Below are 19,379 nucleotides of genomic sequence, written 5' to 3'. Positions count from 1 at the left end.
CTTTCTGTGAAGTTCACTGTGAAGTCGAACCTCGGACGGGGGACAAGTGGGACCTCCCGTGCCAAGCAGCTGGTCCGATGGATAGGGTCCCGAACTAATGGCAGCAGGACGAGAGCGGCGCGCAGCAGCCGAGACGTTCACGGCCCGGTTGAAGATGCAGTGGCACCGGGTCCGCGTCGGCCTGCGCAGAAGCGCCGTGGACTACTTCCGCGGGGACGGCTCGGACTGGGTCGCGCTCGCAGGTCTGCTCCTCACCGTCCCGCTGATCGCCGCCGTCACGCTCGCCAACTCGGTGTGGTGCTCCCCGGCCGTACTGGTCCTCCCGATCGTCGCGGGCGGCCTGCTGCTGCGCCCAGCCAGCCTGCTCGGTCTGTACGCGGCCGCGGCCACGGCGCTGATCGTGGAGTCGGTGAAACTGGGGCCCTACACGGAGGGCCCTTCCCGTGTCACCCCTGGCGTCGTGCTGGTGGTGGCCGCCTGCGGGTTCTTCGGTCTGCTCATCGCCCAGTTCCGCAGCCGGGTCGGTGTGCCCTGGCGGCGCGGCGGCACCATGCTCTTCGACCTGCGCGAACGCATCCGGGTGCAGAGCAAGCTGCCGCAGCTGCCGGTGGGCTGGCACCGCGAGATGGCGCTGCGCCCGGCGGGCGGCCAGTCGTTCTCGGGCGACTTCGTGGTCGCCGCACGCACCAACGGCGGCCGCACGATGGAGGTCGTCCTGACGGACGTCTCCGGGAAGGGCATGGACGCGGGCTCGCGCGCCCTGCTCCTGTCGGGAGCGTTCGGCGGCCTCCTCGGCTCCCTGCCCCCGCACGCGTTCCTCCCGGCGGCCAACGGCTATCTGCTCCGCCAGGACTGGGACGAGGGCTTCGCGACCTCGATCCACCTGGTCCTGGACCTCGACTCCGGCGACTACGAGCTCTACTCCGCGGGCCATCCGCCGGGTCTCCAGCTCAGCGCGGGCAGCGGCCGCTGGGAGGAGAAGGCGGCCGAGGGCCCGCTCCTGGGTGTGTACGACGGCGCACAGTTCGACCCCGTGAAGGGCTCGCTCCGCCCCGGCGACGTGTTGATGCTGTTCACAGACGGCCTGGTGGAGACCTCCGACCGGGACATCGTCGAGGGCATCGACCGCCTCACGGGCGAGGCCGACCGCTATGTCGCCGGCGGCTTCCACGGCGCCGCCTGGCACCTCATCGAGGCGGTCGCGAAAGACGTGAACGACGACCGCGCACTACTGCTGATCTGCCGGGAGGGCCCGACGGTGACCTCCCAGCCGCCGACCCTGGGCTGAACCGATGACCGAAACCCCTCGCCATCCGATGACCCTCGCCGAAGTCGAGGCCACCGCCCGCGCCGCCCACGAAGGCCAGACGGACAAGGCGGGACGCCCGTACGCCGAGCACCTCGAAGCCGTCGCCGAGGGCGTACGCGCACGTGGCGGCGACGAGGAACAGATAGCGGCAGCCTGGCTGCACGACGCCGTCGAGGACGACGCGCTGTCGGAGCAGTGGCTGGAGGCGGCGGCGCTGAGCGCCCGTACGAAGGACGTCGTGCGAGCGGTCACCAAGCGCCAGGGGGAGACACCGGAGGCGTACGCAGCCCGAATCCTCGCCACCCCGGGCGCACTCCTGGTGAAGGAGTCAGACCTGGCTCATAACGCCGACCCGGAGCGCCTTGCTCGCCTGGCCGACGAGGCCACGCGCACACGCCTGACCGAGAAGTACGCACGCATGCGAGCACTTCTCGGCCTGGCCCGGCAGTAGCGGCTTCAAGGGGCGCGAGGAACTGCGCGACAAGCCACAACGAACCCGCAGGCGCCGGACGGCAAATCGTGGCAAATCCTCAGGCGTCGGCCATCTCGCGCTTCTGCGCAGTTCCCCGCTCCCGAGCCACCTCCGCCGCATCCCGCCGGAAGGCCCACTTCAACTCAGGCTCCATGACGAACTTGAACACCCGCCGCACCGGCGAAGTGCACAGCAACGTGACGGCACCGGCAAACACCACCGTCACGAAGATCTCCCCCAGCGGCCGGTGCAACCACTTCGGCTCGAACCAGCCGTAGAAGTCGCCCGCCTTCACCAGGAACCCGTGCAGCAGATAGCCGTAGAGCGTGCCCGCGCCGAGCGCCGTGAACCACATCTTCCGGCGCGGCACCCAGGCGAAGAAGCAGGCGGTCAGCAGCAGCGAGCAGCCGAACAGGGCGAGCACCATGACCGGCCCGCTCCACCACGGCGCGGCCATCTCCTGGGCGGCGTCCCGGTGGTAGAACCACGCGGTGTTCATCCGCGGCACCGCCCACCAGCCGACGGCCAGCGCGGTCCCGAAGACCGGCACCGCCAGGATCCGCATCTTCCGCGTGCGCACCATCTGGAAGTGCTCGGGCCTCATGCACAGGCCCAGCACGAAGTACGGCAGGAACTGCAGGACGCGCTGGAGGTCGAGGTCGTTGCCGATCTCCGGCGAGACCGACCCGAACATCGCGATGCCGAGCGCGACGGGCAGCGGCCAGCGCAGGGTCTTCCACAGCGGGGTCGTCAGACGCCAGATGAACAGCGCGATCAGGAACCAGGTGAGGTACCAGGGGTCGAGCAGACTGACCGTCTTGCTCGGGTCGTGGTCGCCGTAGCGCTTGAAGAGGCTGTACGCGGTCTCGAAGACGAGGTACGGCACGAGCACGCCGGTGACCAGTCGTCTGAGGCGGTCGGGGCGCATGTCGAAACTGCGGGAGAAGTAGCCGGAGATGATGATGAACGCCGGCATGTGGAAGCAGTACACGACCGTGTACACGCCCTCCAGGATGCGGCTGTCACCCTTCAGCGGCTCCCAGGAGTGGCCCATCGCCACCAGCACGATCGCCAGGTACTTCGCGTTGTCGAAGAACGAGTCGCGCTGTTTGCCGGGTTTGGGGGGAGTGTTCTGCTGTTTCTGCGGTGAGCGCGGACTCGGCACTCCCGACGCCGGCGACTGTGCCGGAGGGAGCGGCGCTCTGTTCTGGCCGTGCGGTTGCAACGAGTTCGTCACAGACCCTCCCCCCAGAAACTGGGGGAGACGATCCCGGACCTCGCTGCGCGTGCGGGGGACGAGGCAGCGTGAAACATCTGAGGCACCCTAGCGGCGTCTGTGGGTTTTCGTAAAACTCCCCACGCGCTTGCTGCCAATTGGCTTCGAGTACCCGGGATTAAGGGAAGTTGACAGCCTCATGGAGGTGACGGTCAACACACCATTACATGTCCTGGTTGTCACGACTCATCCTGACTAAACGGGGCATATGACCAGGGGGCGACTCCAGTGGAATGTCTGCTTCATTGGCCTTTCGGGGAGCTGGTGTTGACGGCTTTGCTGTGCCCGTGACGACAATTCGAATTACCTGCGAACGCGTTGTGTGGACATGGAAACGATCTCGCCGAATTCCCTGTGCGGGTGCACCGTCGAATTGCTGTGCGACAGACGGCCGTTGGGGCTCTCGGACGGGCCGCGCCCGCATGGCCGAGGCAAAGGTCCGGCACAGGTGTGACCGACGATGCCTCACCTGCCGCATACGCGGGCCCCGTTGGTGGCACGATGGTTCTGGCGGGGGTGCGCGGGGCTGGCACCCCCGGGCCGGGAGAGCGGACCGACCGAGGGTGTGATCAGTTGTGGCCATTTCACTGTCAGTGGTGCTGCTGTTGGCGATCATCCTGGTGGTGTTGATCAGGGGAGGCTCGATCAAGGCCGGCCCGGCGATCGTCGCGGTGCTCTTCGGCTTCTTCCTCGCATCGACCGGCATGGCCCCGTCGATCAACCGGTTCCTCAACTCGATAGCAGAGACCATCAACTCGATCAGCTTCTGATCCGGGCAGTTGCTCCGCCCGCAGAGGACGTGGACGCCGCCGCGCCGCGCCCTTGGGCGATCACGCTCTGCGTCCGGATGTATCGGGCGGGAACCCCGGCACCCCGTCCGGCCGAGCACACCGAAACCGGCCCCGCATCGCATGATCGTGCCGATCGCGGGTAGCCGACAGGGTGGAGTGTGGACTCGTACAAGGGTGTGGGGCCATGACCGAGATCCCCGCCGAACTCTTCGAGGCAGTGGCGCGGGAAGCTCTGCGGGACCTGAGCAGAGCGCCCGATCGCTTGGCCTTGGAGGTGCTGTCGGGCTGCGATGTGCTGATCCCGGCAGTCAGCGGCATCCGCTACACACGCGACCGCAGCGAGTTCGTACGGTTCGTGCTGCCGGTCATCGAAAGCGTGCATGACGCCCCCGCGGTCATGGTCTTCACCTCGGAGGAGCGCCTGCTCAGGGCCTTCCCCCAGGTGCCCTGCTACCGGCCCGTCACTCTGCGGCAGCTGGCCGCGCACTGGCCGACCGACGAAGTGGTGCTGGTCATCGATGCCGGCGACGAGGACTCGCTGGCCCTGTCGGCACACGAAGCGCGGTGGTTGCTCGCCCGCTGTCTCGCCTGAAAACGAGCCTCACCTGCAAGCGCAGCCTCATCCGAAACGATCAGGGCCGGGCCGGAGGAAGATCCTCCGGCCCGGCCCTGATGCACAGAGAGCGGGCGACGGGAGTCGAACCCGCGTAGCCAGTTTGGAAGATCGCGTACGCAGCCCCGGCCTGACCTGGCGTAACGCTGACCTGCGGGTTCTCGGACCGTTCGCCGAGACTCCCCGCTGTTCCCCGTTGGCCGCTTCCTCATCGGGCACGCAAGGGGCACGGCGTCACTCGTAGAACCGCGCTGCGCTGAGGGCCCGTGCCATGAACGCCCAGTCACCCTCAGTCGGGAGCTCCTGGCCGTGGTTCGCGTACCACCCTGGGGCATCGGCCACCCACGCTTCAGGAAGCTGTCCAGCGTCCGGTTCTCCCATTGGTCGCCGCTCGCTTCGTAGTCCTGCCGCAGACGCCTCAGGAAGCCGCTCAGGGCTACGCGGTCGGCAAGGCGTTCGTTAGGCTCCAGGGGGAGGGGTGCGCGCTCGCCTCCCCAGTCATCGAGCCTGAGCTTGACTTGGCAGTTGCGCTCCGCGTGATCGACCACGCTTCCACTGATCACGAACCCCAGTGGGGGAGGGACGGTTCCAGGCGGTGTACCACCGATCTCTGCCAGTCCCAGACCATCGGGTACGCCTTCGATCTGTACGAAGACGCCGAAGGGCTGTCGACCGATGACCTTGCCGGTCACGGCAGTACCAATCGGAAGGGCAGCTTTCGTCGCTGGCCACGCACGTCGTATGTCTTCAGGCGTCGGGTCGCCGACACCGTTCGGCCAGGTGTACTCGGTCATGAGTCGAATCTTGCCAGGCGTCGACCGACCGCCCCAGCCACAGCGGATTTTCCTCCTCCGCCCGCAGCACGCAGCGCGCCGCCGGGCGCGGCCAGCCGGGGCGCAGACAGGAGGCAGGCCGCGCCGCAGAGGCGGCGCGCGCCCGCGCCGTGCGCGGGCCTTGATGAAGTAGGGAAACTCCCACCGCGCCGGGATCACACGGCGGTCTTCATGACCGCATAGCCGTCGTCACACGGTTGCAGGGTCGTCCTCATCGGTCACGCGGAACTCGTAGGTCAACGAGTAGCGATCACCAGGGATGATGATGTCTGCGGTCTCCACAGGACGTTCGTCTGTGCTGAAGGTTCGACGGATGTGGAAGACGTGCACGCCTGGCTCGATTTGAAGGAGATCCGACTCAGCCGCGCGCGGTGGCCTGATTGTGACTTCTTCCGAGACCCGGGTGATGTGCACATCGATCGCATCCATGCGTGTGATCACGCCGGTGTTGGTGTAGCGGCCTTCTTCCGGCAGCTCGATCTCTGCCCCTTCGGTTAGGTCGAGGGGCTCATATGAGACCGACGACTGGATGGGCTGCCCGTCGGCGAGGAAGACGTACTCGGTCTTCATCACGGCGCTTCCAGGTTCGATCGCAAGCCGCTCCGCGATCTTCGAGTGGCCACAACATGGGTGCTCACAGCTTGGATGTTGGGATCACGGCCAGCTGCCAGAGCGTCAGTTGCAAACTCTCCCAACTGCTTACGCCGTCGGTACCGGCGAGGCTTTCGCTCCAGGCGTCGTTCCTCTCGGAGGCGAGCAGGGAGCGCAGGACGACGGCGACCACGGCGACGTCGACCTTGAGGCGGGCATGATCCGGGTATGCGGCTCGGTGTGGGAGCTGAACAACGGCAAGTGGATCTACAAGGCGCCCAAGAGCGAGGCGGGCAAGCGGTCCGTGGCCATTCCGCGTTCGATCATGCCGGTTGTCGTCGCCCACATGAAGCAGTTCGCGGAGCCCGGTGCTGACGGACGGGTCTTCGTCGGCGCGAAGGGTGCCACACCCCGGAACTACTTCAACGGTCTGTGGCAGAAGGCCTGTGCCGAGGTCGGCATCACGGGTCTCCGGTTTCATGATCTGCGCCACACGGGCAACACCCTGGCGTCCCAGACCAACGCCAGCACACGGGAGTTGATGACCCGGCTCGGCCACAGCTCGACGCGTGCGGCACTGATCTACCAGCACACCTCGGACAGGCGGGAGCGGGAGATCGCCGACGGCGTGGATGCGGTGATCGTGGACGCTCTGAAGCGGCGTCCCCGGCCGAAGGGGCACGCGGGGGGGCACGCAGGACTGAACGACCCCGGCAACGGCTGAAGGCCCAGGGAGAGGAATTCGACCTCTCGCCTGGGCCTTCGGCGTATGGAGCGGGCGACGGGAATCGAACCCGCGTAGCTAGTTTGGAAGACTAGGGCTCTACCATTGAGCTACGCCCGCACGGCACGCGCCGCAGGTCAGGTGACCGCGGCACAGAAGGCATCGTAGCGGGTCGGGCCCCCTCGGCGCACACCCCGTAAATGCGGCAGCCGCACTGACTGCGGGCATGTACCCTACGTGTCGCACCTGACGGGGTGTGGCGCAGCTTGGTAGCGCGTCCGCTTTGGGAGCGGAAGGCCGTGGGTTCAAATCCCGCCACCCCGACCACCGACCGGTCAACACCGGTCACCCCGGGCGATCACCTGGCATGATCGCCTTTGGGGCGTTCAGCCGCTGCGGTTACTATGCAAGCTGCGCGCCCGTGTGTCTCATCCACAGGAATCCACTGGTACCACCACTGGAGATCCTTCGGACGTCCTCCGGGCGGCGAAATCCGCCGGACCAGTCTGGCTCCGGCAGAAACCAAGAAGTCAGCCACAAGGAGACCGAACCGTGAAGAGCGCCGTGGAGACCCTGAACCCGACTCGGGTTCGGCTCACTGTCGAGGTGCCCTTCGAGGAGCTCAAGGACAGCCTCGACGCGGCGTACAAGAAGATCAACCAGCAGGTCACGGTGAAGGGCTTCCGGAAGGGCAAGATCCCGGCGCGCGTCATCGACCAGCGGTTCGGCCGCGGTGCGGTCCTGGAGGAGGCGGTCAACGACGCGCTTCCGAAGTTCTACACCGAGGCGGTCAACGAGGCCGACCTGAACGTCCTCGGCCAGCCCGAGGTCGACATCACGGAGCTGAAGGACGGCGAGACGCTGAACTTCACCGCCGAGGTCGACGTCCGTCCCGCCCTCGAGATCCCGGACTACTCCGGCATCGAGGTCGAGGTCGACGCCGTCGAGGTCACCGACGAGGACGTCGAGAAGTCGGTCGAGCAGCTCCGCGAGCGCTTCGCCTCGACCTCCCCGGTCGAGCGCGCCGCCGAGGACGGCGACGTCGTCACCATCGACCTGGAGGCCAAGGTCGAGGGTGAGGTCCTGGAGGACGGCGTCGCCAGCGGCGTCTCCTACACGATCGGTTCCGGCGAGCTCCTCGACGGCATCGACGACGCCGTGAAGGGCCTGGAGGCCGGTGGCGAGGCCACCTTCACCTCCGAGCTCAAGGGCGGCTCCGCGGCCGGCAAGGAGGCCGAGGTCACCGTCAAGGTCACCCAGGTCGCCGCCCGCGAACTGCCCGAGCTGGACGACGAGTTCGCGCAGCTCGCCTCCGAGTTCGACACCCTCGACGAGCTCAAGGCGGACAGCCGCAAGCGCCTCGAGAACATGAAGCAGTACGACCAGGCCACGCAGGCCCAGGAGCGCGTCCTGGAGAAGCTGCTCGAGCTGGTCGAGGTCCCGGTCCCCGAGAAGCTGCTCGAGGACGAGATCAACACCCGTAAGCACAACCTCGAGCACCACCAGCTCGGCCAGATGGGCCTCGACCTCGAGAAGTACCTCGAGATCCAGGGCAAGACGGTCGAGGAGTTCGACGCCGAGACCAAGGAAGCCGCGGTCAAGGGCATCAAGACCCAGTTCGTCCTCGACGAGCTGGTCAAGCAGGAGAAGCTCAACGTCAACCAGGAGGAGCTCACCGAGCACCTCATGCGGCGTGCGGCCTCCTCCGGCATGTCCCCCGACCAGTTCGCCCAGGCCGTCGTCGAGGGCGGCCAGGTTCCGCTCCTGGTCGGCGAGGTCGCCCGCGGCAAGGCCCTCGCGGTCGTCGTCGAGGCCGCCACGGTCAAGGACACCAACGGCGAGGTCATCGACCTGGACGACGAGGACGAGGTCGAGACGGCCGCCGAGGTCGCCGCCGAGGCCACGGAGGCCGACGCCACCGAAGTGGACGAGGAGAAGACCGAGGGCTGACGCCCACGGCGCTCCGAGACGTCGTAGGAAGGCCCTGGGGACGTATCCCCGGGGCCTTTCCGGCATACGGCGGCAGACGCGTCCCAAAGGGGCGCGGGGCTGTATCGACATGCGGCTCCGCCGCGTGGACCCGAGCAGCCGCATCGGACCTGCACCAGGCAACGGACCGGTCTACCCACGGCTACGCCCCCGGCGAACACCCCCCTTTGCGGGATTCCCCGAAGGGACCCGCGCGTTAGGGTCCATGAATACGGGGCCGGAGAACTCGGTGAAACCGCCGGCGGCCCCCCGCAGGGAAACGTGAGACGGCCCGGCGCCGTCGTAAGACGAGCAGGTGGATACGTGACGAATCTGATGCCCTCAGCCGCCGGCGAGCCTTCCATCGGTGGTGGCCTCGGCGACCAGGTCTACAACCGGCTGCTCAACGAGCGGATCATCTTCCTCGGCCAGCCGGTCGACGACGACATCGCGAACAAGATCACCGCACAGTTGCTGCTCCTTGCCGCTGCGGACCCCGACAAGGACATCAACCTCTACATCAACAGCCCCGGCGGCTCGATCACGGCCGGCATGGCGATCTACGACACCATGCAGTTCATCAAGAACGACGTGATGACGATCGCGATGGGCCTCGCCGCCTCGATGGGCCAGTTCCTGCTCAGCGCGGGCACCCCGGGCAAGCGGTTCGCCCTCCCGAACGCCGAGATCCTGATCCACCAGCCCTCCGCCGGACTGGCCGGTTCGGCCTCCGACATCAAGATCCACGCCGAGCGGCTGCTGCACACCAAGAAGCGCATGGCCGAGCTCACGGCCCAGCACACCGGCCAGACCGTTGAGCAGATCACCCGTGACTCGGACCGCGACCGCTGGTTCGACCCCGAGGAGGCCAAGGCGTACGGCCTCATCGACGACGTCATCACCACGGCCGCCAACATGCCGGGCGGCGGCGGTACCGGGGCCTGAGCCCCACCGCGGGGCCCGTACGGCCCCGCGCAGCCCCCCAGCCGACCGCCTCAGCTCCTAGGAGACAGACAGTGAACGACTTCCCCGGCAGCGGCCTGTACGACCGCTCACGCGCCGAGTACACGGGCCCCACGGCGGAGTCCCGTTACGTCATCCCGCGCTTCGTCGAGCGCACCTCGCAGGGCATCCGCGAGTACGACCCGTACGCGAAGCTCTTCGAGGAGCGCGTGATCTTCCTGGGCGTCCAGATCGACGACGCCTCGGCCAACGACGTCATGGCGCAGCTGCTGTGCCTGGAGTCGATGGACCCCGACCGGGACATCTCGGTCTACATCAACAGCCCCGGCGGCTCTTTCACGGCGCTGACCGCGATCTACGACACGATGCAGTTCGTGAAGCCGGACATCCAGACGGTCTGCATGGGCCAGGCGGCCTCCGCCGCCGCGATCCTGCTGGCCGCCGGTACGCCCGGCAAGCGCATGGCGCTGCCGAACGCCCGTGTGCTGATCCACCAGCCCTACAGCGAGACGGGCCGCGGCCAGGTCTCCGACCTGGAGATCGCCGCGAACGAGATCCTGCGGATGCGCGCGCAGCTGGAGGAGATGCTCGCCAAGCACTCCACCACGCCGATCGAGAAGATCCGCGAGGACATCGAGCGCGACAAGATCCTCACGGCCGAGGAGGCGCTCTCGTACGGCCTGATCGACCAGATCATCTCCACCCGGAAGATGAACAACGCGGCCGTCCGCTAGTCGGAGGCTGTATCGTCTGCCGCCCCTTGGCACGGTAAGTGTGCTTTGACACGCTGCACGTCAAAGTGAACCGCGCCAAGGGGGGCCCGAACGGGGGGCCCGGCAAGGTACCGTCGGAATAAGGCAGCACCAGGAGCCGCTGGATTCAGGCGTCTCCCAGGCGAAGGGGAAGCACACCGTGGCACGCATCGGTGACGGCGGCGATCTGCTCAAGTGCTCGTTCTGCGGCAAGAGCCAGAAGCAGGTCAAGAAGCTCATCGCAGGGCCTGGTGTGTACATCTGCGACGAGTGCATCGACCTCTGCAACGAGATCATCGAGGAAGAACTCGCGGAGACGAGCGAGGTGCGCTGGGAGGAACTTCCCAAGCCGCGCGAGATCTACGAGTTCCTCGAGGGCTACGTCGTCGGCCAGGAGCCGGCGAAGAAGGCCCTCTCGGTGGCGGTCTACAACCACTACAAGCGGGTCCAGGCCGGCGAGAACGGCGGCGCCAACGGACGCGACGACGCGATCGAGTTGGCGAAGTCCAACATCCTGCTGCTCGGCCCCACGGGCTCGGGCAAGACCCTCCTGGCCCAGACCCTGGCCCGCATGCTGAACGTGCCGTTCGCCATCGCCGACGCCACGGCGCTGACGGAGGCGGGGTATGTGGGCGAAGACGTCGAGAACATCCTCCTCAAACTGATCCAGGCGGCCGACTACGACGTCAAGAAGGCCGAGACCGGGATCATCTACATCGACGAGATCGACAAGGTCGCGAGGAAGAGTGAAAACCCTTCCATCACCCGCGACGTGTCGGGCGAGGGCGTCCAGCAGGCCCTGCTGAAGATCCTGGAGGGCACGACCGCTTCTGTGCCCCCGCAGGGCGGGCGGAAGCACCCCCACCAGGAGTTCATCCAGATCGACACGACGAACGTGCTGTTCATCGTGGGCGGCGCCTTCGCGGGTCTGGAAAAGATCATCGAGTCGCGTGCAGGGGCCAAGGGCATCGGCTTCGGCGCGACGATCCGCTCCAAGCGCGAGCTGGAGGCCAAGGACCAGTTCGAGGACGTCATGCCGGAGGACCTGGTCAAGTTCGGCATGATCCCCGAGTTCATCGGCCGCCTCCCCGTCATCACCTCGGTCCACAACCTGGACCGCGAGGCCCTGCTCCAGATCCTGGTCGAGCCGCGTAACGCCCTGGTGAAGCAGTACCAGCGCCTGTTCGAACTCGACGGTGTGGAACTGGACTTCGAGCGCGAGGCCCTGGAGGCCATCGCCGACCAGGCCATCCTCCGCCAGACCGGCGCGCGAGGCCTCCGGGCCATCATGGAAGAGGTCCTGATGTCGGTCATGTACGAGGTCCCGTCCCGCAAGGACGTGGCCCGCGTGGTCGTCACGGCGGACGTCGTCCACTCGAACGTGAACCCGACGCTGATTCCGCGGGATGCCCGCAACGGGCGGGGGCCGGGCGAGCAGAAGACGGCGTAACCGCCGCACCGCAGACGGCGAAGGGGCCCCGGTCGACCGACCGGGGCCCCTTCGTGGCTCTGTGCCGAGCTGTACGGCGTCAGGCCTTGACGCGGACGTCGTTGCGGAGCTTGGCGGCCAGGGCGGCCGCGTCGTCGATCGAAGCACCGCCGCCGCTGGCGAGGTCGGCCAGGCTGAAGGACGTGACCACCGCGACGGTGCTGTGGTCACCCCAGATGCACATCGGCATCTTGATGGTCTTCGCGGTACCGGCGCCCGTGCTCGACGCGCCGCCGTCGAGCTCGATGATCTGACATTTCATGACGCCGTTCGAGAAACCGGAAGGCGTGACCGCCTGCGGGCTGCCGACCAGCTTCCCCTTGGTCCCGCTGCTGCTCTGGTCCTTCTGGGACTCCGACTTGACCTTGGCGAACATGGAGTCGACGACGGCCTCGGGGTCGTCGATGGTGCCGTACACACCGCTGAAGGACAGGTTCTTCACGCTGAGGCCCGTGCCGCTCTTGTACCCGGCGCTGACGTCCTTGGCGTTCTGCACGCCCCACTTCTGGAAGTCGGCCTTGTCCTTGCTGGTCATCTGATCGGCGGAGTCGGCACTCTGGGACTTCGTGTACGCGCCGCTGATCACGGTCGCCGGCGCCGTCAGCTTGTGCGTGCCGTCGTCAGCGACGCTGCTTCCGCCGCCGGAACCGCCGCCCCCGTTGGTCACGAACCACACCCCGACCCCGATGGCCGCCACGACCGCCACCGCGCCGATGATCAGGCCTGCCTTCTTGCCGCCGCCGCCGGGCTGGGGCGGCTGCGGGACGTTATAGGGCTGCTGGCCGTACGGGTCCTGGCCGTAGGGCGGCTGCTGCGGGTAGCCGTAGCCGGGCTGGGCCGGGGGAGCCTGCTGCGGGTAGCCGTAACCCGGCTGGGGCTGGGGCTGGGGCGGAGGGGCCTGCTGGGGGTAGCCGTAGCCGGGCTGCTGCGGGGCCTGCGGCGGCTGCTGGCCGTAGGGGCCCGGCTGGCCGTACGGTCCGGGCTGCTGGGGCTGCCCGCCGTACGGGCCCGGCTGGTTGTGACTCATTACTGGGTTCCCCTCCAGATGCTTATATGGCCCTGACATCCTGGCGCAGACACAGTGGCCGCATTGCATCGGGGCCCCGACCGTGACAGAACAAACACGTTTCGGGACACCCCCGCGGCACCCCTAAACTGACCCCGTGACCGAGAACGCTCAGCAGCAGCCACCAGCGCCCAGCACCGAACTGCCGACCCAGTACGCGCCGGCCGATGTAGAGGGGCCGCTGTACGAGCGTTGGGTGGACAAGGGGTACTTCGCCGCTGACGCGAAGAGCGACAAGCCGGCGTACACCATCGTCATTCCGCCGCCGAACGTCACGGGCTCGCTCCACCTGGGCCACGCCTTCCAGCACACGCTCATGGATGCCCTCACCCGCCGCAAGCGCATGCAGGGGTACGAGTCGCTGTGGCTGCCGGGCATGGACCACGCCGGTATCGCCACGCAGAACAAGGTCGAGCAGCAGCTCGCCGAGGAGGGCAAGTCCCGGCACGACCTCGGCCGTGAGGCGTTCGTCGAGCGCGTCTGGCAGTGGAAGGAGGAGTACGGCGGGAAGATCCTCGGCCAGATGCGGCGCCTCGGCGACGGCGTCGACTGGGACCGCGAGCGGTTCACCATGGACGAGGGGCTCTCCAAGGCCGTCCTCACCATCTTCAAGAAGCTGTACGAGGACGAGCTGATCTACCGCGCCGAGCGCATCATCAACTGGTGCCCGCGCTGCCTGACGGCCATCTCGGACATCGAGGTCGAGTACCAGGAGGACGACGGCGAGCTCGTCTCCATCAAGTACGGCGAGGGGGAGGAGACGCTGGTCGTCGCCACCACCCGCGCCGAGACGATGCTCGGTGACACGGCCGTCGCCGTCCACCCCGACGACGAGCGTTACCGGCACCTCATCGGCAAGCGCATCAAGCTGCCGCTCACCGACCGCTCCATCCCCGTCGTCGCGGACACCCACGTCGACCCGGAGTTCGGCACCGGCGCCGTCAAGGTCACCCCGGCCCACGACCCGAACGACTTCGCGATCGGCCAGCGTCACGGCCTGGAGTCGATCACGGTCATGGACGAGCGGGCGGTCATCACCGCGCACGGCCCGTTCCAGGGCCTGGACCGCTTCGAGGCGCGCTCCGCGATCGTCGCGGCGCTGCGCTCGCAGGGCCGGATCGTTGCCGAGAAGCGCCCGTACGTCCACTCCGTCGGCCACTGCTCGCGCTGCAAGACCACCATCGAGCCCCGCCTGTCGATGCAGTGGTGGGTCAAGGTCGGCCCGCTCGCGAAGGCGGCCGGTGACGCGGTCCGCGACGGCCGCGTCAAGATCCACCCCGAGGACATGTCGAAGCGGTACTTCGACTGGGTCGACAACATGCACGACTGGTGCATCTCACGCCAGTTGTGGTGGGGCCACCGCATCCCGGTCTGGTACGGCCCCGAGGGCGAGGTCGTCTGCGTCGGCCCCGACGAGGAGCCGCCGACGGGCGAGGGCTGGACGCAGGACACGGACGTCCTCGACACCTGGTTCTCGTCCGGCCTGTGGCCGTTCTCCACCTTGGGCTGGCCCGAACAGACCGAGGACCTGCGCAAGTTCTACCCGACCGACGTCCTCCTCACCGGTCACGACATCATCTTCTTCTGGGTCGCCCGGATGATGATGTTCGGCCTGTACGCGATGGACGGCGAAGTCCCGTTCCACACCATCGCGTTGACCGGGCTGGTCCGTGACGAGCGCGGCAAGAAGATGTCGAAGTCCTTCGGCAACGTCGTCGACCCGCTCGACTGGATGGACAAGTACGGCTCCGACGCCGTCCGCTTCACCCTGGCCCGCGGCGCAAACCCCGGTACCGATGTCCCGATCGGCGAGGAGTGGGTCCAGGCATCCCGGAACTTCGCCAACAAGATCTGGAACGCGACCCGCTTCGCGCTGATGAACGGCGCGACGGTGGAAGGCCCGCTGCCCGAGGCGTCGAGGATGTCCGCCACCGACCGCTGGATTCTCTCCCGCCTCAACAAGACGGTTGCCCAAGTCGACGCGCTCTACGAGGACTACCAGTTCGCGAAGCTCTCGGACGCGCTGTTCCACTTCGCGTGGGACGAGGTCTTCGACTGGTACGTCGAGCTGTCCAAGACCACGTTCATCGCGGGCGGCGAGGCGGCCGAGGTCAGCAAGCGGGTCCTCGGTGAAGTCCTCGACGTCACCCTCAAGCTCCTCCACCCGGTCGTCCCCTTCGTCACTGACACCCTCTGGACGACCCTCACGGGCGGCGAGTCGGTCGTCATCGCCGAGTGGCCCAAGGCTGTGTCTGTTCCTGGTGCTGACGCACCGGGCGGCTTCCGCGACACGGCCGCCGAGAAGGAGATCGAGACCCTGCAGTCGGTCATCACCGAGGTCCGCCGCTTCCGCGCCGACCAGGGTCTGCAGCCGGGCCAGCGCGTCCCGGCCCGCCTTACCCTGGACGGCACGGCGCTGGCCCCGCACGAGGCGGCGATCCGCCAGCTGCTGCGTCTGCAGCCGGAGGGCGACTCCTTCACGGCCACGGCGACCCTGCCGGTCGGCGGTGCGGAGGTCGCCCTGGACCTCTCCGGCACGATCGACGTCGCTGCGGAGCGCAAGCGCCTCGCGAAGGACCTCGCGGCCGCGGAGAAGGAGAAGGCCCAGGCCACGGCGAAGCTCGGCAACGAGGCGTTCCTGGCGAAGGCCCCGGACAACGTGGTGGACAAGATCCGCGGCCGTCTGGCCAAGGCGGAGGAGGACATCGCCCGGATCCAGGCCCAGCTGGACAGGCTGCCTGAGCAGTAGCCGACCAGGGGCGCGGGGAACTGCGCGACAAGCCACAACGTTCCCCGCGCCCGCCGGACGACCGTCACCCAACCACTCCGTGGGCACTCTGTCAGTGGTCGTCCGTAGACTGGCCCCGTGAGTGAAAGCGACCCCTTCGACGACATCGTCGCCGCCGAGACCGACCGCGACCCCGACCTCGCGGTGATCGAGGCCGGCAGCCGCACCCTGCGCACCCAGGGCGGCCCGCCGGAGGCAGACGTCCCCGCGCGCCCGGAGGACCCCGAGGTCGACAAGGCCCTGCGCGAGGTCGAGGCGGAGCTCGCCACCCGCTGGGGCGAGACCAAGCTCGAGCCCTCGGTCAGCCGTATCGCCGCGCTGATGGACGTCCTGGGCGAGCCGCAGCGCTCGTACCCCTCGATCCACATCACCGGCACCAACGGCAAGACCTCCACCGCCCGCATGATCGAGGCCCTGCTCGGCGCCTTCGAACTGCGCACCGGCCGCTACACCTCGCCGCACGTCCAGTCGATCACCGAGCGCATCAGTCTCGACGGCGCCCCGATCTCGGCCGAGCGTTTCATCGAGACGTACAACGACATCAAGCCGTACATCGAGATGGTCGACGCACAGCAGGAGTACCGGCTGTCCTTCTTCGAGGTGCTGACGGGCATGGCGTACGCGGCCTTCGCGGACGCGCCCGTCGACGTCGCCGTGGTGGAAGTGGGGATGGGCGGCTCCTGGGACGCCACCAACGTCATCGACGGGGACGTCGCCGTGGTCACCCCCATCGACCTCGACCACACCGACCGCCTCGGTGAGACGCCCGCCGCGATCGCCACGGAGAAGGCCGGCATCGTCAAGCAGGACGCGACGGTCATCCTGGCCCAGCAGCCGGTGGACGCGGCCCAGGTGCTGCTGAAGAAGGCCGTCGAGGTCGACGCCACCGTGGCCCGTGAGGGGCTGGAGTTCGGGGTCGTGTCACGTCAGGTCGCGGTCGGCGGACAGTTGCTCACCCTGCGCGGGCTGGGCGGCGAGTACGACGAGGTGTACCTCCCGCTCCACGGCCCGTACCAGGCGCACAATGCCGCCGTCGCGCTGGCCGCCGTAGAGGCGTTCTTCGGGGTCGGCTCCGAGCGGCCCGAACCCCTCGCCATCGACACCGTCCGCAAGGCCTTTGCGGCCGTCTCGTCGCCGGGGCGGCTCGAAGTCGTACGGCGGTCCCCGACCGTGGTCCTGGACGCGGCCCACAACCCGGCAGGCGCCCGCGCGACCGCCGAGGCGGTCGGCGAGGCCTTCGACTTCAGCCGGCTCATCGGTGTCGTCGGGGCGAGCGGCGACAAGAACGTACGAGGACTGCTGGAGGCCTTCGAGCCGATCTTCGCCGAGGTCGTCGTCACGCAGAACTCCAGCCACCGCGCGATGGACGCCGACGAGCTCGCCGCGATCGCCGTGGAGGTGTTCGGCGACGACCGCGTCCAGGTCGAGCCGCGGCTGCCGGACGCCCTGGAGGCCGCGATCACGCTGGCCGAGGAGGAGGGCGAGTTCGCGGGCGGCGGCGTGCTCGTGACCGGTTCCGTCATCACCGTCGGCGAGGCCCGGCTGCTGCTGGGGAGGGGCTGACAACTCGTGCGTACGCTCTGTGCTTCGACCCTGATCGGCGAGTTCTTCGTGATCGGCTTCGCCGGACTCGTCGCCATGAAGGACCCCGACCTGTCCACGTCGACGGTCTGGATGGTCAGCGGCATCGCGATGTTCCTGTGCGTGGCGCTGTGCGGTGTCGTGACGCGTCCGGGCGGCATCGCTTTCGGCTGGGCCCTCCAGGTCGCCCTCGTCGCCTCCGGTTTCGTCGTTCCGACGATGTTCTTCCTGGGTGCGGTCTTCGCGGCCCTGTGGTGGGCCTCGGTGCACTACGGAAGAAAGATCGACGAGGCGAAGGCGCGGTTCGCCGCGGCACAGTCCGGCTCGACAGGCTCCTCCACACCTGACGCTGTGTGACAAGGGCCCGGACACGCCCTGTAATCTTCGAACACCCCCGCACCATCCTTGATCTTCCATAGGAGCCCGCAGTGACCCAGCGCACCCTCGTCCTGCTCAAGCCCGACGCGGTCCGCCGTGGCCTGACCGGCGAGATCATCAGCCGTATCGAGCGCAAGGCCGGCTGGCAGATCACCGCGCTGGAGCTGCGCACCCTGGACCAGGAGACCCTGGAGCAGCACTACGGCGAGCACAAGGGCAAGCCCTTCTACGAGCCGCTGGTGGAGTTCATGGCCTCCGGTCCGGTCGTCGCGCTGATCGTCGAGGGCGAGCGGGTCATCGAGGGGCTGCGCGCCCTGGCCGGTCCGACCGACCCGATCGCCGCCGCCCCCGGTTCCATCCGCGGCGACTACGGCGTGATCGTCCGCGAGAACCTGATCCACGCCTCCGACTCCGAGGAGTCCGCCGAGCGCGAGGTGAAGATCTTTTTCCCCGGCCGCGGTTGAGCGACGAACCTATGAATTTTTGAGTGACCGTCAGGTCGCTCGCCCTTCTGACCTGGGGCGGCCGAGAGTTTCCGGCCGTCCTCTGGCATATGCGTGCCGATCGGGGGAACGAGTGCCCCCGATGGGCCGTCTCCACAAGCGAGGCGACACTTCATCTGCTGACAATGGCGAAGACCCTCGCGCAGTGTTCGTGCAGGCGCGTCTACGATGGAAGCCTTCACGTCACAGCACCCACTTCGCCGACCTGAAATGCCCTCAAAAGCTCCCAGGAAGGCCAGACGAATCCTGATGGGGAACTCAATGTCGTTCATCGGCCGTGACATGGCTGTCGACCTCGGGACCGCCAACACGCTGGTGTACGTCAGGGGTCGCGGGATCGTACTCAACGAGCCGTCCGTCGTCGCGATCAACACGAACACCGGTGGAATTCTGGCAGTCGGTGCCGAGGCCAAGAAGATGATCGGGCGGACCCCCGGCAACATCGTTGCCGTGCGGCCGCTGAAGGACGGTGTCATCGCCGACTTCGAGATCACCGAGCGGATGCTCCGCTACTTCATCCTGAAGATCCACAAGCGGCGGTATCTGGCGCGTCCGCGCGTCGTCGTGTGCGTCCCCTCCGGCATCACGGGCGTCGAGCGCCGCGCCGTCATCGAGGCGTCGTCCCAGGCCGGTGCTCGTCAGGTGCACATCATCGAGGAGCCGATGGCGGCGGCCATCGGCTCCGGCCTGCCGGTCCACGAGGCCACGGGCAACATGGTGGTGGACATCGGCGGCGGCACCACGGAGGTCGCGGTCATCTCGCTCGGCGGCATCGTCACCGCCCAGTCCATCCGCGTCGCGGGCGACGAACTGGACAACGCGATCATCCAGCACATCAAGAAGGAGTACTCGCTCCTTCTCGGTGAGCGGACGGCCGAGCAGATCAAGATCACGATCGGTTCCGCGTACGACCTCGACGACGACCAGCACACCGAGATCCGTGGCCGGGACCTCGTCTCCGGACTGCCCAAGACCGTCGTCATCTCTGCCGCCGAAGTGCGCAAGGCGATCGAGGAGCCGGTCAACGCCATCGTCGACGCCGTCAAGACGACCCTCGACAAGTGCCCGCCGGAGCTGTCCGGCGACATCATGGACCGGGGGATCGTGCTGACGGGCGGCGGGGCGCTCTTGAAAGGGCTCGACGAGCGGCTGCGCCGGGAGACCGGGATGCCGATCCACATCGCCGAGGACCCCCTGGACAGCGTGGCGCTCGGCTCGGGCAAGTGCGTCGAGGAGTTCGAGGCGCTCCAGCAGGTGCTGGACGCCCAGCCGCGCAGATGAC

Annotated in this window: 17 protein-coding genes, 2 tRNA genes and 1 pseudogene; 15 read left to right on the top strand and 5 right to left on the bottom strand. The window is 67.7% G+C overall.

Going from position 1 to position 19,379, the window contains the following annotated elements:
* Positions 1-97: 97 nt before the first annotated feature.
* Together EDD92_RS17110 and EDD92_RS17105 are read left to right on the top strand one after the other, a co-directional pair.
* Positions 98-1,288, top strand: a complete 1,191-nt coding sequence (locus EDD92_RS17110; protein WP_123965123.1) for a PP2C family protein-serine/threonine phosphatase — start codon at positions 98-100, stop codon at positions 1,286-1,288.
* Positions 1,289-1,292: 4 nt separating this feature from the next.
* A complete protein-coding gene (locus EDD92_RS17105; RefSeq protein WP_123965122.1) occupies positions 1,293-1,760 on the top strand; it encodes an HD domain-containing protein in 468 nt (155 codons plus the stop codon).
* Positions 1,761-1,839: 79 nt separating this feature from the next.
* Here the strand turns inward: EDD92_RS17105 and EDD92_RS17100 are convergent, their stop codons facing one another.
* Positions 1,840-3,018, bottom strand: coding sequence for an acyltransferase family protein (locus EDD92_RS17100; protein WP_123965121.1), 1,179 nt, complete (start codon positions 3,016-3,018; stop codon positions 1,840-1,842).
* A gap of 614 nt (positions 3,019-3,632) precedes the next feature.
* On the opposite strand from EDD92_RS17100, the gene EDD92_RS17095 reads away from it, so the two are divergent.
* Positions 3,633-3,827 (top strand): hypothetical protein, encoded by a 195-nt coding sequence (locus tag EDD92_RS17095; protein WP_016435177.1) that lies wholly within the window; start codon positions 3,633-3,635, stop codon positions 3,825-3,827.
* A 205-nt stretch (positions 3,828-4,032) separates the two neighbouring features.
* Entirely contained in the window at positions 4,033-4,440 is a 408-nt protein-coding gene (locus tag EDD92_RS17090; protein WP_123965120.1) for an SseB family protein, read from the top strand.
* Positions 4,441-5,483: 1,043 nt separating this feature from the next.
* On the opposite strand, the gene EDD92_RS17080 is transcribed toward EDD92_RS17090, so the two are convergent.
* Together EDD92_RS17080 and EDD92_RS49860 are read right to left on the bottom strand one after the other, a co-directional pair.
* A complete protein-coding gene (locus EDD92_RS17080; protein ID WP_260327311.1) occupies positions 5,484-5,903 on the bottom strand; it encodes a UTRA domain-containing protein in 420 nt (139 codons plus the stop codon).
* 25 nt (positions 5,904-5,928) lie between these two features.
* Entirely contained in the window at positions 5,929-6,078 is a 150-nt protein-coding gene (locus EDD92_RS49860; protein WP_185124047.1) for a hypothetical protein, read from the bottom strand.
* A gap of 15 nt (positions 6,079-6,093) precedes the next feature.
* On the opposite strand from EDD92_RS49860, the pseudogene EDD92_RS49855 reads away from it, so the two are divergent.
* Positions 6,094-6,609: pseudogene (locus tag EDD92_RS49855) on the top strand (tyrosine-type recombinase/integrase); the annotation flags it as partial.
* Between the two features lie 46 nt (positions 6,610-6,655).
* Here EDD92_RS49855 and EDD92_RS17070 read toward each other — a convergent pair.
* A tRNA-Gly gene (locus EDD92_RS17070) sits at positions 6,656-6,729 on the bottom strand.
* A 130-nt stretch (positions 6,730-6,859) separates the two neighbouring features.
* Between EDD92_RS17070 and EDD92_RS17065 the strand changes: the two genes are divergently transcribed.
* From EDD92_RS17065 to clpX, 5 genes are all read left to right on the top strand, one after another.
* Positions 6,860-6,936 (top strand) — tRNA-Pro (locus tag EDD92_RS17065).
* A 225-nt stretch (positions 6,937-7,161) separates the two neighbouring features.
* On the top strand, positions 7,162-8,559 hold the full coding sequence (gene tig / locus EDD92_RS17060; RefSeq protein ID WP_123965117.1) for a trigger factor: 1,398 nt from the start codon (positions 7,162-7,164) through the stop codon (positions 8,557-8,559).
* 354 nt (positions 8,560-8,913) lie between these two features.
* The gene (locus EDD92_RS17055; protein ID WP_030934347.1) at positions 8,914-9,522 is read left to right on the top strand and encodes an ATP-dependent Clp protease proteolytic subunit; all 609 of its coding nucleotides are present in this window, start codon (positions 8,914-8,916) and stop codon (positions 9,520-9,522) included.
* 71 nt (positions 9,523-9,593) lie between these two features.
* On the top strand, positions 9,594-10,274 hold the full coding sequence (locus tag EDD92_RS17050; RefSeq protein WP_030934342.1) for an ATP-dependent Clp protease proteolytic subunit: 681 nt from the start codon (positions 9,594-9,596) through the stop codon (positions 10,272-10,274).
* 178 nt (positions 10,275-10,452) lie between these two features.
* Entirely contained in the window at positions 10,453-11,742 is a 1,290-nt protein-coding gene (gene clpX / locus EDD92_RS17045; RefSeq protein ID WP_030934339.1) for an ATP-dependent Clp protease ATP-binding subunit ClpX, read from the top strand.
* A 79-nt stretch (positions 11,743-11,821) separates the two neighbouring features.
* On the opposite strand, the gene EDD92_RS17040 is transcribed toward clpX, so the two are convergent.
* Positions 11,822-12,808, bottom strand: coding sequence for a hypothetical protein (locus EDD92_RS17040; RefSeq protein ID WP_123965116.1), 987 nt, complete (start codon positions 12,806-12,808; stop codon positions 11,822-11,824).
* Positions 12,809-12,944: 136 nt separating this feature from the next.
* Here EDD92_RS17040 and EDD92_RS17035 point away from each other — a divergent pair, with 136 nt between their 5' ends.
* From EDD92_RS17035 to EDD92_RS17015, 5 genes are all read left to right on the top strand, one after another.
* Positions 12,945-15,596 carry a valine--tRNA ligase gene (locus EDD92_RS17035; RefSeq protein ID WP_123965115.1) on the top strand — a complete coding sequence of 884 codons (2,652 nt, stop codon included), beginning with the start codon at positions 12,945-12,947 and terminating at the stop codon, positions 15,594-15,596.
* Positions 15,597-15,713: 117 nt separating this feature from the next.
* The gene (locus EDD92_RS17030) at positions 15,714-17,198 is read left to right on the top strand and encodes a folylpolyglutamate synthase/dihydrofolate synthase family protein (protein ID WP_123965114.1); all 1,485 of its coding nucleotides are present in this window, start codon (positions 15,714-15,716) and stop codon (positions 17,196-17,198) included.
* A gap of 6 nt (positions 17,199-17,204) precedes the next feature.
* On the top strand, positions 17,205-17,573 hold the full coding sequence (locus EDD92_RS17025; RefSeq protein ID WP_123965113.1) for a DUF4233 domain-containing protein: 369 nt from the start codon (positions 17,205-17,207) through the stop codon (positions 17,571-17,573).
* A gap of 71 nt (positions 17,574-17,644) precedes the next feature.
* Entirely contained in the window at positions 17,645-18,058 is a 414-nt protein-coding gene (gene ndk / locus EDD92_RS17020; protein ID WP_030934323.1) for a nucleoside-diphosphate kinase, read from the top strand.
* Between the two features lie 300 nt (positions 18,059-18,358).
* Positions 18,359-19,378, top strand: coding sequence for a rod shape-determining protein (locus EDD92_RS17015; protein ID WP_030934321.1), 1,020 nt, complete (start codon positions 18,359-18,361; stop codon positions 19,376-19,378).
* Position 19,379 lies beyond the last annotated feature (1 nt).

It is taken from the genome of Streptomyces sp. TLI_185 (assembly GCF_003814765.1).
Lineage (GTDB): Bacteria > Actinomycetota > Actinomycetes > Streptomycetales > Streptomycetaceae > Streptomyces.
The sequence above is the reverse complement of the archived record's forward strand: the minus strand, read 5'-3'. Positions and strand labels throughout refer to the sequence as shown.

Bases quoted from the DNA above. Each gene is read 5' to 3' on its own strand.
- EDD92_RS17110 (WP_123965123.1), top strand. From the start codon at position 98: ATGGCAGCAGGACGAGAGCGGCGCGCAGCAGCCGAGACGTTCACGGCC.
- EDD92_RS17105 (WP_123965122.1), top strand. From the start codon at position 1,293: ATGACCGAAACCCCTCGCCATCCGATGACCCTCGCCGAAGTCGAGGCC.
- EDD92_RS17090 (WP_123965120.1), top strand. From the start codon at position 4,033: ATGACCGAGATCCCCGCCGAACTCTTCGAGGCAGTGGCGCGGGAAGCT.
- EDD92_RS17055 (WP_030934347.1), top strand. From the start codon at position 8,914: ATGCCCTCAGCCGCCGGCGAGCCTTCCATCGGTGGTGGCCTCGGCGAC.
- EDD92_RS17040 (WP_123965116.1), bottom strand. From the start codon at position 12,808: ATGAGTCACAACCAGCCGGGCCCGTACGGCGGGCAGCCCCAGCAGCCC.
- EDD92_RS17015 (WP_030934321.1), top strand. From the start codon at position 18,359: ATGTCGTTCATCGGCCGTGACATGGCTGTCGACCTCGGGACCGCCAAC.